Origin of the sequence: Halorhabdus sp. SVX81, assembly GCF_029207715.1 — an archaeon.
GTDB lineage: Archaea > Halobacteriota > Halobacteria > Halobacteriales > Haloarculaceae > Halorhabdus.
The window spans coordinates 2,462,726-2,475,490 of record NZ_CP104322.1; the positions used below are offsets into that span (position 1 = coordinate 2,462,726).

Sequence of the window (12,765 nt, forward strand, 5' to 3'; positions counted from 1 at the left end):
TCCGGAAACGAGTCACTGCCGCGTTCACCCCATCGCGAGCGCTTGCCATAGAAGGAAAATCGCCCCCGCGCCCGAAAGCGTGCTCGCCACGGCGTACTGCCGAACTCGGTGGATATTTCGCGAGCACTGGATCGTCCCATGACCGCTGGAATCGGCATGTGAGCCGACATGGGAACACTCCGGCAGCATGTCGATCGCGACGTGAGCGAACACACCCGTCGAAACCCCATAGAACACTGCCTGGACAACAGCCGAGAGGTCCGGCGTCAGAATCGACAGCGGGATCGCCGCGATCGCGACTGCCGAGGCGGGGACGATCATCACGATCCGCGAGATGCCGGACTGTTTGAGTGCTTCCGACCCAGTGAAGCCGGCCGGGAACTTGTGAGCGAGAATGCCAAAGCCAAACAGCGCCGAGAGATCAGGTAGGGAGCCGTAGACGACGCCCATGATCGACCCTGCCGCGAGGGCGTGTAACGTGAGTTCACTCACGGCGGCGTTCAACGGAAGGTCGTAGTGACTGAGGAGGTGGCCGAGTTCGTGGCCGGCGTACCCCAGGAGGTATCCCAGCGCGATGGCGAATCCGCCGTACTGCGGGTGGCGACCGATGGCTTTCGGTGCGAGCAGTGCTGCGGCGCTCGCGAGCATCGCGCCGCTGGCGAGGCCGTAGGCCCAGACCTGTCGTTCCGGCGTACTGAAATCCACAAATAGACTGATCGTCACGCCCGCGACCATCGCAAGGAAGCCGAAAGCGACGACGAAAACGAGCGTCGTGCGTTCGGTCATGCTCCCGGCCGCCAGCACGCCGGCGAAGATGATCGCAGTGACAGCGCTGACGCCCAGTGCATTGCGATCCCGTCGTGTTTGCCCGGTGTTCGTTCCTGTCATGGTGTGTCTGTCTCGGTCGAACCGTCTCTTGGTCGGTGGTTCGGCAAGTCACTAATAACTCAGAATCAGATCTTAATAAGAATTACTATCCATATCTGATTTTTTGCTAATCTGCCCTTGGTCGCCGACCCGGACTTTGTCGGGAAGTTCCGTAGCGACGTCGAGGGGCCGCACGAGCGTGTATGGCCTACAACGACGGGTGTCTCGGTGGCGTGAAGTCCGGTGGAGAACTGGGTGTTTGACCAACCCGGCCGTCAGTCGTGACGTGGATCTCCAGGTCGATCCCGTCCGACAGACGCGGGCGTTCGCGGTCGTCGGCGACGCCAACGGTCGCGAGCCGATCCTCCACGTTTCGAAACACCAGGCCGCGACCGCCGCCGAGAACGTCCTGGCCCATCGCGACGGGGACGCGCTCGAGATCTACCAGCCCGTCCACCATCACGTCATGTTCTCCGAGCTGGGACGGCTCCCGTTCGTCCGGGTCGGTCACGTCGAAGCAGTAACGGCCCGGATTCTTTTCGAAAAAGCCCTGTTTCAGTCGGAAGCGATCGGCGACGGGGCGGTGACGTCCGCGAGCCCGTCGAACGTCGGCGCGAGGAGTTCGGCCGCCCGGTTCTGGACTCGCCGGCCGGTCGCCGTGAGTTCCTTCAGCGGCTGGAGCACGGAGAGGTCCCCGATCAGGACGCCGCCGACGAGCATACCGTCCCGGAAGGCCAGCCGTCGCCACTCCGTCTCGCCGTATTTGCGTTCGCGGTAGGTCTCCCCGAGGCCCGGGTGGCCAAACGAGGCCATCGGGAACGAGAAGTGTGTCACTGTATAGGAGGGGACGAACTCGAAGTGCTCGCCGGCCCCGGCGGGGGCGAGCATGTTCTCGGCCGCGTGTTCGCCCTGTGCGGCGGCGCTGCCCCACGAGCCGTTCTTGACCGGCCGACCGAGCCGTCGGTCGTGGTACTGTGCGACGTCACCCGCCGCGTAGACGTCGGGGTCGTCCGTCTGGAGACGACCGTCGACGACGACGCCGTCCTCGACTGTAATCGGCGTCTCTTCGAGGAACGCGGTGTTGGACTCGGTCCCGATGGCGACGCCGACGCAGTCGCTGTCGTAGACGTCACCCTCGGAGTCGACCGTCGCGACGACGTGGCCGTCGTCGTCGGTCTCGAAGTGATCGACGGTGGTCTCGAGGACGGGCGTGACCCCGCGTTCCTCGAGGGCGTCGTGGACGATTGCAGCGCCGGTCTCGGACATCGCTCGCGAGAACCACCGGTCCTCGCGGATCAGGTAGCTCGCGTCGACGTCCTGGGCGGCCGCGATCGCGGCGTAGTCGATGCCAAGCAGGCCGCCGCCGACGATCGTCCCGGTCTCGGCGGCCGCCGCCTTCTCCCGAATCCGGCGTGCGTCCTCGATCGTCCAGAACGACGTCACGCCCTCGGCGTCGGCGTTGGGCACGGGCAGCGACCGCGGCGTCCCGCCCGTCGCCACGAGGAGTTTGTCGTAGTGGTAGCGCTCGCCCCCCGCAGTCACGACCGCGTTGTCGTCGGTTTCGATCGTGCTCACGCGCGTATCGAGTTCGAGGTCGATGTCGCGCTCGTCGTACCACGCCTGGTCGTGGATCTGGACTGTCTCCTCGGGGACGGTCCCCTTGGCGTACTCCTTGATGAGAATGCGGTTGTACAGCGGCTCGCTCTCGGCGGTCAGGACGGTGATCGAAGCGTCGTCGGTCTGCTCGGCCAGGACGTCGGCCGCGGAACTCCCGGCGACGCCGTCGCCGATGACGACGTAGCTGTCGTCGCGATCCTCTCGAGTGAAATGTGATGTCATGGTGGGTGTGTGGAAGGCGGTGTGATGCGTGCCGGCGATCCGGCAGTGTTGTCTGATACATACATGACTAAGGGTTGAATGCACATAAATCTAGGCGTAATAAATAACATGAAGGTTGAGTAATAATGTATATTGGTGACAGAATATCCGGTCGATATGGTCTCTAGTGTACAATAGTTCGGATTTCAGTCGGCGAGCCTGGATTGTTCGCTGCTCGGTCGCCACGCTATTCGTCGCGGATCGCAGTATTGTGTGGATAGAGCGAACAGGTGGCTTTTCAATCCCCGTCGGCGGCGACTGCCGGCGCGCTCGCGACGATGCTGCCCTCGGAGACGCCGACGTCCGCTGCGACGACGTCACATTTCAGCATAAACAGGACGTAGATCGGTGCGTCGATCTCGAAGTCATGGAGTTCGGCCACGAACGTGACCGAGCGTCTCGCCGCACGTGACGCTTACTCGGGGACTGCGAGCTGGTCGTCGTGTTCGAGTCGGTCGATCAGTACGTCGCGCATCAGTTCCATGCTCGTCGCGACTCGCTCGTCGCTCAGCGTGTAGTAGCTGTGGACGCCGTCGTTGCGCTTTGTCACCACTCCCTGATCGCGCATCAACTTTAGATGCCGTGAGACGGTTGATTGTGGGATCCCGGTCGCCTCTTGGAGTTCGGTGACTGTTCGTTCGCTGTCGTCCTTGAGCAGATCGAGCAGTTTGAGTCGCTTCGCGTTAGAGAATACCGTACAGAGATCCGCTTGCTGCTCGTACAGCGAATCTTCCGTGTGCTCGATCATCGGTGACCCGCCTACGCCCGTGAGACTGATACGTGTTTCTCCCCGCTGAATCGATCGCCGAGCGCTACTTGCCCATCTCTCTGTGACGGCGGTTTGTGCTGGGCCCCGTCCACACTCTTTATATCCGAATATTCGGAAAACCAAATACTAAGTGTGAGAAGGAAATAGTGTCGGTGATGGCACAGACATTCCAGGAGATAGTGGTCACCGAGGCGACTGCGGATCGGGCGCTCGAACGCATCTTCGGGCTGAACACATCCGAACAGGCCGTCTATCGGGCGTTGCTCGCAGCGGCGGAGCCACTGAGTGCCGAAGCACTCGCTGCGGAACTGGACTGTGCGCTCGCGACTGCCTACCGGTATCTCGAGACGCTGGAGGAACACAAACTTATCACTGAGGTCACAACCCGGACAGGCACCCAGCAACCGGCTGTCTACGAGGCCGTCGGTCCTGATCGAGTGGCAGAGCGCATGGAGGACTGTCTCGAGCGCGCCTATCAACGGTTCTCGGCGGAAATCGACTCTGTTGTCCTGGATGCTGAAGACTGTCCGCCCCTGGACTTCCCCACCGTCTGAGGCTTCCGTTCTCCGACGAAATCAGACCGACAGCTTACAGTTCGATTTGTGAGCCGACGCCGATGCGACGGTAGTCCTCGCCGAAGGCGTCTTCGAGCGCTCGCTCGGCCACGTGACCAGTACAGTGCGTCGGCGCGATCCGCTCGATCCGACCGTCGAGCCACTCCACGATAGCTTCGATCGTCTCGGGGTCGGGCGACCGGAGATGAGTCCCACCCACGACCGTCCGGACAGGGTCCTCAAGCACAGCCTCGGCATGGGCGATCGTGTTCCGGAGGCCAGCGTGACAGCATCCGAGGACGAGATTGATGCCGTCTTCACCCTCGACCGCCAGCGCCTGGTCGTCCCGGACCGGGTCCTCGACGCGCTGGCCGCCCTCGTCGACTCGTTCTCCCGTTCTACTATCGGGGTACTCCCGCGGGATCTCCCCGAGCGCGACGATTCCGTCCGCCACTTCAATTGGGTCTGTGTGGGTGGTGATCTCGGCGTGGGTTTCGAGCCATTCGCGGGTGTAGGGGAGTCCGATCGACTCCTCGCCATGGTATTTCGCCTCGAAGGCGTCGGGGTGGACGTAGATCTCCCTGAGTTCTTCGACGAACGCCGGCAGTCCCTTCGTGTGATCGTAGTGGCCGTGGCTCAGTACCGCCGTCTCGAAGGGGCCGACACCGAGCTTGCGGGCGTTTGCGGCGGCGATTCCCGACTGTCCGGCGTCGAACAGGCGGTCGCCGACCGCCGCCGAGAACCCCCACTCGGCGCGGATCCCTTTCGGCCGCGAGCCGCTGACTCTGTTGTCCGCCAGTATCGTGACGGTGGTCATACGTCGTGGTGGTCGTCTCCGTCGTGGCCGTGATCGCCGTCGCTGTGGCTGTGACCGCCACCGCCGTGTCCGTGCCCGCCGTCCTCGTCGTGATGGCCACCGCCTTCGTGGTCACATCCGTCGTCGTCCGGCCCGACCGGTGTCAACTCGCCGTCCCGGAGTGCCTCGATGGCGTCCCCGACCGTTCCGTCGGCGTCACAGTAGACGTCGATCCCCAACGCGTCGAAGCGCTCGGCGGCCTTCCCGCCGAGATTGCCACAGATCAGCGTCTCCGCGCCCGTCTCGGCGACGACGCTCGGCGGGGAACGGTTGCCGCCGTGGTGGTGGCTGTCGTTGTCGACGACGTCGACTGTCTCCGCGTCGGGGTCGTACACCGCGAAGGCGGGTGCGCGACCGAAGTGCTTTGATACTGGTGCGTCGAGACCGTCACCGTCGGTGATCGGCATGCAGATTGTCATGTGTTGTTGGTTCGAATTGCTGGTGTCGCGATGGTTCGTCGTTTGATTCACTGTTCGTCTCCGCCGACCTCCCGCGCCCGTCCATCACGGTCGGCGCTGGGACCCTCGATTCGGCCACCGTGATTCTCGCGGCGGTCGGCCACATGGTCGGGTCGATCGAAGTTGGGCGCGTATGGCTTGATGTCGAGCACCGGCGTCCCGTCGATGGCGTCGAGTCCGTGAACCCGCAATTCCCGACCCTCGCGGTCGAGTAACTCGACCGTCGTCGTCCCGATCGGGCTCGGGCGATTCGGACTCCGGCAGGCGAAGATCCCGCGTTCGGTTCCGTAGCGTCGCGGCCCCCGAAGGCTCGGCTCCCCGGATTCGTGGAGGTACCACAGGACAGTGACGTAGTCGTTGTCCGCGATGCGGTACAGCCCCTCGGTGTATTCTTCGTCGATGACGATGGTACTCTCGTGATCGGCCATCTCCTCGGGACCGACAGGTGTCTCGAAATCGTTGCGTACCGTGCCGATCTGTGTCACTTCGAATGTCATGGTCAGGTGATCGGTTTCAGTCGTCGGTCGATGCTGGCTGGCGCTGTCGGGCAGACTGTTCCGCAGTGTGGGTTTTCTTGGCCGGCGCTTCGGGCACGATCAACTGCCGGTCGCGGTGCCCGCGGACGGACGCCTCGACGCCGTAGACCGTCCGGATCGTCTCGGGTGTCAGGACATCGGGCGGCCCGACGGCGTGGATCTCGCCGTCTGCGAGCAGCGCGATCCGGTCGCAGTACCGGGCGGCGAGGTTGAGGTCGTGAATCGCGACGATGCCGGCCACTTCGCTGGCTCGAATGTGCTCGACGACGAGGTCCATCACCTCTAACTGGTGGCGGAGGTCCAGCGCACTCGTCGGCTCGTCCAGCAGCGTGACCGACGGATCGCCGACCAGTGCCCGCCCGAGACGGACTTTCTGGCGCTGGCCACCGCTGAGCTCGCTGACCTGGCGATCGGCGAGATCCCCGATGTCGAGCCGATCGAGAACGCCCGCCGTTGCCTCTCGGTCGCGTGCGCTCGGCGACCACCCACCGTGGGGTCGTCGGCCCTGCATCACGGTCTCGAAGACGGTCGCCGGGAACGCACCCGACTCGGCCTGCGGGACGTAACTGCACCGTCTGGCGCGCTCGTCGCTGGTCAGTTTCGCCACTGGATCGCCGTCGATCCGTACTGTTCCCGCGTCCGGCTCCAGAATGCCGTTGAGACACTGCAACAGCGTGCTCTTGCCCGAACCGTTCGGGCCAAGGAGTCCGAGCAGTTCACCCGACTCGACCGAGAGATCAACGGCCGAGAGGACCGGCTCGGCGTCGTAGCTGAACCGCAGGTCTGCGATCGTGAGTGTCACCAGTAGTCCCTCCCCTCGATCACGAGGTAAATGAACAGGGGCGCGCCCAGAAACGAGGTCAGGATCGAGACTGGCAGGACGACCGGCGCGACGATCGTCCGGGCAACGGTGTCGGCGACGACCAGCAGCGTCGCGCCGACCAGCGCCGAGGCCCCGAGCAGATATCGCTCGTTGCCGCCGATCACCATTCGGACGAGGTGCGGGGCGACCAACCCGACGAACCCGATGATACCGACGAAGGAAATGATGGTTGCGGTCACGACCGAGGCCAGCGCCATCCCGCGGATCCGCACCGATTCGACGTCGACGCCAAGGCTGGTCGCGGTTTCGGTCCCGGCGTCGAGAACGTCGTAGTTCCAGGCGTTGCGGAGGAAATAGGCGAACCCGGGCACGACGACGGCGGCCATCAGCCCGACCTGGGGCCAGCTCGCCCGGCCCACGTCGCCGAAGGTCCAGTAGACGATGGTCGCGACCTCGGTGTCGCTGGCGAAGTACTGGATCGTCGTCATCCCGGCGGTGAACAGCGACCCGAGCGCGACGCCGGTCAGGATCATCGTCTCGGGGGTCGCCCGGCGGTAGGTCACCAACAGGAGGATGACGCCGGTCGAGACCATCGCCGCGAGAAAGGCCGCGATCGTCGTCAGATAGGGCCCCAAAGAGCCGACTTTGGAGAGGCCATCCGCGCCGGTCCCGATCAGGACGATCGAGGCGGCTGCGCCGAAGGCAGCAGCCTGGGAGATTCCCAGTGTGTACGGCGCACCCAGCGGGTTCCGGAGGACGGTTTGCATCGCCGCGCCCGCGATCGCCAGCCCGCCGCCGGCGACGATCGCCGTGAGCACGCGGGGCACTCGGACGTTCCAGACGATCGAACGCGCGAGATCGCTCTTACCGCCAACCAGGGCACTGCAGACGTCCACGAGTGGGAGCGAGACTGAGCCGATCGCGAGTCCGGCAAGTGACGCGATCACCAGCAACCCCACTGAGACACCGAGAAACCCGAGTCGCCGGGCGGTCGATTCGCGGTGGGCCGCCAGGGCTGGTTCAGTCACGTCAGATCACCGTTCCATCGATCCCGTTGCATCACGTCAGATCACCGTCTCGTAGGCCGGGTACGCTTCGAGGAGCGATTCGTACAGTGGTGCGCCGAGCATCGTCTCGAAGATCGTCTCGACGGTCGATTCGAAATCCACGTCGCCGAAGCGATCCGGGTACAGCGTCTGCCCGACGAAGTAGGCATTGGCCAGGATCGACCCGTAGTTGTGATGGTAACTCGCGTGGGGGAGGATCGTATAGATATCGCCATCTATCGCCGCCGAGAGGTCCTGATACGCCGGGTTGGCTTCGAGATCCTCGACGGCGAGCCCGAGATTGTCGGCGGCGACGAACATCGGCGCGGGGTCCCATGCCAGCAGTTGCTCCTCGCTCACCTGGACCGAGGCGGCGTCGGTGTCGATCTCGCCGGCGACGTTTTCGACCCCAGCGAACCGAAATGGCGGGAATCGCTTGCGAGTCGTCTTGATCCCGTGGCTCCCCTTGTAACTGATCGCGCCGACGTAGGCCTGCTCGGCCTCGCTGTCGGCCAGATCGGCCGTCCGGTCGGTCAGATCGGCGACCGTCTCTTCGACGAACGTGATCACTGCCTCGGCGCGATCGGCTTTGTCGAGGATCTCGCCGAGGAGCCGCCAGGTGTCGAACATCGTCTCGCGGGCCGCGGTGTCGACGATATCGACGATTTCGAGGCCAACTACTGGCGTCTCGGTCTGACTCTGTAGCGTCTCGGCTCTCGATGGATCGCCGTAGTAGCAGATCACGTCCGGGTCAACCGCAAGGATCGCTTCCGGGTTACCGCCGGCGTTCGGCCCAGCCGAGCCGATAACTGGCCGCTCCTGGAGGCCCGGATTCGCCAGGTTGTACGGGGCCGACAGCATCGACTCGGTCTCGTCCTCGACGCCAACGACACGATCGGTCGCATCGAGATAGGCGAGTTGCCTGAGTGCGCCCGGGCCGACGCCGACGATATCCTCGACCGTCCCGGGGACGGCCACCGTCCGGCCGTACCCATCGGTAATTTCGTTTGCGTCAGCCTGCGTGCCAGTGCCCGATGCTCCCAATCCGCCCGTACAGCCTGCCAGCCCCACCAACGAACCGGCACCGATCGTCTGAAGCACGCCTCGTCGTGTCACCATTGCCTGTCGAAGCGGTAATCGATGCCGGAATAATACTCTTTCGGATTTTAGTAATACTCGCGGTGGCTGGCGCTACCCAATTACTTTTTACACTGCTGGGGTAGGTTCCCCCATGGGGTCCGGTGTCTCGGAAACGCCGTCGTCGTCCGATACTTCCCGCGGGCCGCGCCGCCGAGGCGCTGATTCTTGCTCGCGTCGGCCAGATGACCTTCGGGAAGACCGTGCGGTAACGCCCGTCGTATCCAACGTTCTGCTGGTCGCGATCGCGATCATTCTGGGCGTGACCGTGTCCGTGTTCGCACTCGGGATCGTCGAGCAGGTCGGGCAATCCCCGCCGACGGCCGCTTTCGAGACCGATTACACCGCGGACAACGGACTGGTCCTCCAGCACAGGGGTGGCGATGTCCTCGATGTCGGGGGACTGTCGGTTCAGGTCGGCGACCGGTCGTACCCGGTGACGGATTACGTATCGAGCCAGCGCCTGAACGCAGGCACCGACATCGGCCCGCTGTATCCTGCTGACGCCGCGGAGGCTCGTCTCGTCTGGGAGCAAGATGATTCCTCGTCGATCGTCTACACCGCAATGCCGCCCAGGGAAGGCACCGTTCCGTCGTATCTCCGCTTCGACACAGCGACCGTCCAGTCCTACGGCAGTGGCCAGGACTACGACGGCGAGTTCACCTCCACGACGGGCGCGCGAGAAGCAGTCCTGACAAACAATACCTGGAAGGTGGTCGAGTTCGATCACAACGTCACCGACCAGACCGTGCTGGAGTTCGACTTCCGGTCGAGCACCGAGGGCGAGATCCACGGGATCGGCCTTGAGAACGACGCAAGCATCTCCGACGACCGGATCTTCAAGCTGTTCGGAAACCAGTCCTGGGGCATCGAGTACGACGAAGTGGACTACGCGACGACGGACGGGTGGGTTCACTACGAGATCCCCGTCGGCCAACTCTACGGGCCGTCCCAGTATGGGCAAGCCGACTTTCTCGCGCTCGTCAACGACATTGACGACACGGACATCGCGACCGACTCGCAGTTCCGGAACATCCGGGCCTACGACGCCCCCGACCTCGGTTCGTCGATCCAGTTCGAATTCACGGTTGAGGGCACCACCACGACCGAACCCGTACAAAGTTACGGGTCTCAGGACAAGGACTATGGTGTCGCAGTGAGCGACGACAACGCCACGCTGACGCTTTCGAACAACACGTGGGCCTCCGTCCCGATCGACAAGAATGTCACCGCGGACACCGTCCTCACTGTGGAGTTCAACGCCACGAGCAAAGGAGAAATCCACGGCATCGGCCTCGAAACCGGAGATTCAGAGGCTGAATCGCGGTTCGTGCGCTTCTACGGAAATCAGTCGTGGGCGCAAGCGGCTACCCCGTATTACTCGGATGGCGACGGCTGGGTTACCTACGAAATCGATGCTTCCTCGCTCGTGTCCGTCGGCACGGACGTCTCCCACCTTGTGTTCGTCAACGACGACGATAGCGACGTCGGCGGCGTCTCCCGCTTCCGGAACGTCACGATCTACGAAGATCCTTAGCCACCAAATTTTGTTCCGGTTGTGTGGCACTCCGATCCGGCCGACAATTCTTTGTGTATGTGTACACAAACACAAAACATGGGAACGAAAACGATCGGTGTCAAGGACGACACCTACGAGCGGTTGAAAGGCCGCAAACGGGACGACGAGAGCTTCACGGACCTCGTCGAGCGACTGCTTGAGGAGACGACGGCCGATTGGCGGGCGGGGTTCGGGACGCTCGACGAGGACGCAGCGGATGCACTCGAGGAGACAGTCCAGGAATCCCGCGATCGGACGAGTGCGGGACTCGCGGCGCGCCAGCGGACGGCGATCGAAGAGTTAGCCGACGCCAGTGAGCCGGAGGACTCGGATGAAACTGCTTGATACGACCTTTCTGATCCACTACTGGGGTGGCAGGGAGGCAACGAAAACGCATCTCGAGGCGCACGAGGATGCCGAGTTCATTACCACGACGCTCAATCTCAAGGAAATCGCTGTGGGGTTGTCTCTCCAGGGGAACCTCGATCGCCACCAGCTTCTTTCGACGTTCGAGTGGGTGGAAATCGTCCCGTTCCAAATTGACCATGCCGTCGTCGCTGGCGAACTGGAGGCCGCCCTCCAGCGGGACGACGCGATCAATCAGGACAAGATCAACGCGCTGGCTGGCGATCTGCTGATCGCCGCCGTCGCGAAAGACACTGGAGCCACCGTTGCGACGGAGAACGTCACGGACTTCGAGCTGTTCGACGGCGTCTCGGTTGAAGGGTACTGAATTTCGGAGACACGAACTGAGGAATCCTTTACAGAACTGGGTGGTTAGACTTCCTCGACCGCGATTTTTGCTTTCACGACGACGATCTCGCCACTACCTTTTTCTCCTCGGTTTATTGGTGATAAGAAAATACTTAACCGCACCAGTTAATCAATCGATATGAGTGCTCAGACATCACTTATCTACGTGGCAGTGGGACTAATTCTGATTATATCCGCGGCTACAGTGCTTTCTCCAGCGGAGGATCAAGAATTCTACCCGTGGGTTGTTGATCAAAGCGACACGATAGCTGATTTCGATGTTCAGTACTCGGAACTTCCCCAAAGTGCTCAAACCATCGTTGATTCTGCTATTGCTGGAGAAGACCCGATTATTTCCACGTATGAAGATTATGAGGCAGTTCAGTCCCTTCGTGGATCTAAAGATATCCAAAAAGGAGATACAGTGTATATGATACGGACAGAAACTGCCGATAATGGGGGCCTGTTTGAAGCGATTCTTCGAGCAAGTCTCCTTTCGGCTGGCGGTCTCCTGTTTGCTCTGTCATACATTCAGCAAAGAAAAGCAACCACATTGTACAATCTGGCCCTCCTTCCTGCTGTAGCAGCGACGGTATTGCTCGGCGTGGAAATATATCAGGCACCGATGATTTCACTGGTACACATCGAAGGGTACCTTGCCTTTGGCCTTGCCTCCAGTATTCCGGTACTTCTCGGGATGTGGATCAAATCTCGACAGTATCTGATTCTTGGTTTGATCATGGGAATAGTAGCCCTCTCAGTCATCTCCGTGCTGGCTGACCCAGGTACATCCGATCTCTATATTCTCGCACCACTGATCGTCCTCGGCATTCCTGGACTCGGACTCGGGTGGCTCGTTGAAAATTCGCTGAATGGCCGTGGGCACTCGCCAACCATAGATTAAGTTTTACCAGCGTCGTTTTAATCAGATCCCTCTCTCCTGTAAGATCGGCACCTCGTTTCACTCCAGCACTTGATTCTTCACCGAACTTGGAGAGTGATTTGGTGGGTGTGGTACATCGTTTCTGATTGACGACTCGGAAGTGGCTGCTTCTGGAGGGCACGCCGTGCAAGATACGCGCCTTGTCTCTTGGACGTGCGTTATGATAATACTTGGATAGATGTGGGCGTGCGAAGTTTTCTATGACACGTTTTACCCGTCAGCTGGATCAAAAAACCTGCTCGCTCGTCCCTCGCGAGCATCCTTTCAGACTTCCTCGACCGCGATCTCGGCTTTGACGCCTTCGATCCCGCCACCACCTTTTCTCCTCAGGTTGTGCTCACTCCGTTCGCACACCACTTCCAGCGTATCATAGAAACATTCACAGGCGATTTGCCCCGGTGCAACGGGGGCATAAAACACCGATATTGACATGCTTCCAGAAAGCAGTGTGAGATTCATCCCTGTTTTTCGAGGAGCGGTGTCCTCACTTGCTTCGCTCGCTGCGGGCACCGTGTGGCGACTGCGAGGCGGCTTCACCGCTTCGACCGGAGACGGCGTTACCGTCTCCCTCCCACGACATTCAGTTG

General features: G+C 61.9%; 16 protein-coding genes and 1 pseudogene. 6 read left to right on the forward strand and 11 right to left on the reverse strand.

What is annotated here, in order from left to right:
- Positions 1-24: 24 nt before the first annotated feature.
- Positions 25-888 carry a ZIP family metal transporter gene (locus tag SVXhr_RS12335; RefSeq protein WP_275737492.1) on the reverse strand — a complete coding sequence of 288 codons (864 nt, stop codon included), beginning with the start codon at positions 886-888 and terminating at the stop codon, positions 25-27.
- A gap of 310 nt (positions 889-1,198) precedes the next feature.
- Between SVXhr_RS12335 and SVXhr_RS12340 the strand changes: the two are divergent.
- Positions 1,199-1,384: pseudogene (locus tag SVXhr_RS12340) on the forward strand (NAD(P)/FAD-dependent oxidoreductase); the annotation flags it as partial.
- A 38-nt stretch (positions 1,385-1,422) separates the two neighbouring features.
- On the opposite strand, the gene SVXhr_RS12345 reads toward SVXhr_RS12340, so the two are convergent.
- The 3 genes from SVXhr_RS12345 to SVXhr_RS12355 all read right to left on the reverse strand — a co-directional run bounded on the left by SVXhr_RS12345 (position 1,423) and on the right by SVXhr_RS12355 (position 3,493).
- Entirely contained in the window at positions 1,423-2,706 is a 1,284-nt protein-coding gene (locus tag SVXhr_RS12345) for an FAD-dependent oxidoreductase (RefSeq protein ID WP_275737493.1), read from the reverse strand.
- Between the two features lie 277 nt (positions 2,707-2,983).
- Entirely contained in the window at positions 2,984-3,127 is a 144-nt protein-coding gene (locus SVXhr_RS12350) for a hypothetical protein (protein WP_275737494.1), read from the reverse strand.
- A 33-nt stretch (positions 3,128-3,160) separates the two neighbouring features.
- Complete coding sequence (locus tag SVXhr_RS12355; RefSeq protein ID WP_275737495.1) at positions 3,161-3,493, reverse strand: helix-turn-helix domain-containing protein; 333 nt, start codon at positions 3,491-3,493, stop codon at positions 3,161-3,163.
- A gap of 176 nt (positions 3,494-3,669) precedes the next feature.
- Between SVXhr_RS12355 and SVXhr_RS12360 the strand changes: the two genes are divergently transcribed.
- Positions 3,670-4,068: a helix-turn-helix domain-containing protein gene (locus tag SVXhr_RS12360; protein WP_275737496.1), complete on the forward strand. Its 399-nt coding sequence runs from the start codon at positions 3,670-3,672 to the stop codon at positions 4,066-4,068.
- Between the two features lie 34 nt (positions 4,069-4,102).
- Here SVXhr_RS12360 and SVXhr_RS12365 read toward each other — a convergent pair whose 3' ends face one another.
- The 6 genes from SVXhr_RS12365 to SVXhr_RS12390 are packed head-to-tail and all read right to left on the reverse strand — an operon-like array spanning position 4,103 to position 8,906.
- Entirely contained in the window at positions 4,103-4,885 is a 783-nt protein-coding gene (locus SVXhr_RS12365; RefSeq protein ID WP_275737497.1) for an MBL fold metallo-hydrolase, read from the reverse strand.
- Positions 4,882-5,331, reverse strand: coding sequence for a NifB/NifX family molybdenum-iron cluster-binding protein (locus SVXhr_RS12370; protein ID WP_275737498.1), 450 nt, complete (start codon positions 5,329-5,331; stop codon positions 4,882-4,884). The genes SVXhr_RS12365 and SVXhr_RS12370 overlap by 4 nt, the downstream gene beginning before the upstream one ends.
- 59 nt (positions 5,332-5,390) lie before the next feature.
- Complete coding sequence (gene tsaA, locus SVXhr_RS12375) at positions 5,391-5,879, reverse strand: tRNA (N6-threonylcarbamoyladenosine(37)-N6)-methyltransferase TrmO (protein WP_275737500.1); 489 nt, start codon at positions 5,877-5,879, stop codon at positions 5,391-5,393.
- A 16-nt stretch (positions 5,880-5,895) separates the two neighbouring features.
- A complete protein-coding gene (locus tag SVXhr_RS12380) occupies positions 5,896-6,720 on the reverse strand; it encodes an ABC transporter ATP-binding protein (protein ID WP_275737502.1) in 825 nt (274 codons plus the stop codon).
- On the reverse strand, positions 6,717-7,769 hold the full coding sequence (locus tag SVXhr_RS12385) for an iron ABC transporter permease (protein WP_275737504.1): 1,053 nt from the start codon (positions 7,767-7,769) through the stop codon (positions 6,717-6,719). Before SVXhr_RS12385 ends, SVXhr_RS12380 begins: the two co-directional genes overlap by 4 nt.
- 36 nt (positions 7,770-7,805) lie before the next feature.
- Entirely contained in the window at positions 7,806-8,906 is a 1,101-nt protein-coding gene (locus SVXhr_RS12390; protein WP_275737506.1) for an ABC transporter substrate-binding protein, read from the reverse strand.
- A 112-nt stretch (positions 8,907-9,018) separates the two neighbouring features.
- Between SVXhr_RS12390 and SVXhr_RS12395 the strand changes: the two genes are divergently transcribed.
- From SVXhr_RS12395 to SVXhr_RS12410, 4 genes are all read left to right on the forward strand, one after another.
- Positions 9,019-10,461: a type IV pilin N-terminal domain-containing protein gene (locus SVXhr_RS12395; RefSeq protein WP_275737508.1), complete on the forward strand. Its 1,443-nt coding sequence runs from the start codon at positions 9,019-9,021 to the stop codon at positions 10,459-10,461.
- 78 nt (positions 10,462-10,539) lie between these two features.
- On the forward strand, positions 10,540-10,827 hold the full coding sequence (locus SVXhr_RS12400) for an antitoxin VapB family protein (protein WP_275737510.1): 288 nt from the start codon (positions 10,540-10,542) through the stop codon (positions 10,825-10,827).
- Positions 10,814-11,215 (forward strand): PIN domain-containing protein, encoded by a 402-nt coding sequence (locus SVXhr_RS12405; protein ID WP_275737512.1) that lies wholly within the window; start codon positions 10,814-10,816, stop codon positions 11,213-11,215. The genes SVXhr_RS12400 and SVXhr_RS12405 overlap by 14 nt, the downstream gene beginning before the upstream one ends.
- A 159-nt stretch (positions 11,216-11,374) precedes the next feature.
- Positions 11,375-12,139, forward strand: coding sequence for a hypothetical protein (locus tag SVXhr_RS12410; RefSeq protein ID WP_275737514.1), 765 nt, complete (start codon positions 11,375-11,377; stop codon positions 12,137-12,139).
- A gap of 303 nt (positions 12,140-12,442) precedes the next feature.
- Here SVXhr_RS12410 and SVXhr_RS12415 read toward each other — a convergent pair whose 3' ends face one another.
- Positions 12,443-12,637, reverse strand: a complete 195-nt coding sequence (locus SVXhr_RS12415; RefSeq protein WP_275737516.1) for a hypothetical protein — start codon at positions 12,635-12,637, stop codon at positions 12,443-12,445.
- Between the last annotated feature and the right edge of the window lie 128 nt (positions 12,638-12,765).

Coding starts and splice junctions, on each gene's coding strand:
- SVXhr_RS12335 (WP_275737492.1), bottom strand. CDS start 888: ATGACAGGAACGAACACCGGGCAAACACGACGGGATCGCAATGCACTG.
- SVXhr_RS12345 (WP_275737493.1), bottom strand. CDS start 2,706: ATGACATCACATTTCACTCGAGAGGATCGCGACGACAGCTACGTCGTC.
- SVXhr_RS12355 (WP_275737495.1), bottom strand. CDS start 3,493: ATGATCGAGCACACGGAAGATTCGCTGTACGAGCAGCAAGCGGATCTC.
- SVXhr_RS12360 (WP_275737496.1), top strand. CDS start 3,670: ATGGCACAGACATTCCAGGAGATAGTGGTCACCGAGGCGACTGCGGAT.
- SVXhr_RS12365 (WP_275737497.1), bottom strand. CDS start 4,885: ATGACCACCGTCACGATACTGGCGGACAACAGAGTCAGCGGCTCGCGG.
- SVXhr_RS12370 (WP_275737498.1), bottom strand. CDS start 5,331: ATGCCGATCACCGACGGTGACGGTCTCGACGCACCAGTATCAAAGCAC.
- tsaA (WP_275737500.1), bottom strand. CDS start 5,879: ATGACATTCGAAGTGACACAGATCGGCACGGTACGCAACGATTTCGAG.
- SVXhr_RS12390 (WP_275737506.1), bottom strand. CDS start 8,906: ATGGTGACACGACGAGGCGTGCTTCAGACGATCGGTGCCGGTTCGTTG.
- SVXhr_RS12395 (WP_275737508.1), top strand. CDS start 9,019: ATGGGGTCCGGTGTCTCGGAAACGCCGTCGTCGTCCGATACTTCCCGC.
- SVXhr_RS12400 (WP_275737510.1), top strand. CDS start 10,540: ATGGGAACGAAAACGATCGGTGTCAAGGACGACACCTACGAGCGGTTG.
- SVXhr_RS12405 (WP_275737512.1), top strand. CDS start 10,814: ATGAAACTGCTTGATACGACCTTTCTGATCCACTACTGGGGTGGCAGG.
- SVXhr_RS12410 (WP_275737514.1), top strand. CDS start 11,375: ATGAGTGCTCAGACATCACTTATCTACGTGGCAGTGGGACTAATTCTG.
- SVXhr_RS12415 (WP_275737516.1), bottom strand. CDS start 12,637: ATGAATCTCACACTGCTTTCTGGAAGCATGTCAATATCGGTGTTTTAT.